Raw genomic sequence first — 370 nt, forward strand, 5'->3', positions numbered from 1 at the left:
CTGGATCTGCCGGCACACGTCGCCGATCCGCGTCGACCGCTGGTTCCGCCGGCTGCAGCTCGTTTCGGCGGGCCTCTATAGCCTGGGCCATGGCGGCAACGACGCGCAGAAGACCATCGGCCTGATCTGGATGCTGCTGATCGCGGCCGGCATGGTCGGCGTCGGCGACAAGGCGCCGCCGACCTGGGTCAGCTTCGCCTCCTACGGCGCCATCGGCAGGGGCACGATGTTCGGCGGCTGGCGCATCGTGCAGACCATGGGACAGCGCATCACCAAGCTCAAGCCTGTCGGCGGCTTCTGCGCCGAGACCGGCGGCGCGATCACACTGTTCCTGGCCACGGCCCTGGGCGTGCCGGTGTCGACCACCCAC

At 69.7% G+C, this 370-nt stretch carries 1 protein-coding gene; it reads left to right on the top strand.

Going from position 1 to position 370, the window contains the following annotated elements:
- A partial coding sequence (locus CWB66_RS22095) for an inorganic phosphate transporter (protein WP_138587038.1) occupies positions 1-370 on the top strand: 370 nt, incomplete at both ends.

The organism is Pseudoalteromonas sp. S558 (assembly GCF_005886635.1).
Taxonomy (GTDB): domain Bacteria; phylum Pseudomonadota; class Gammaproteobacteria; order Enterobacterales; family Alteromonadaceae; genus Pseudoalteromonas; species Pseudoalteromonas aliena.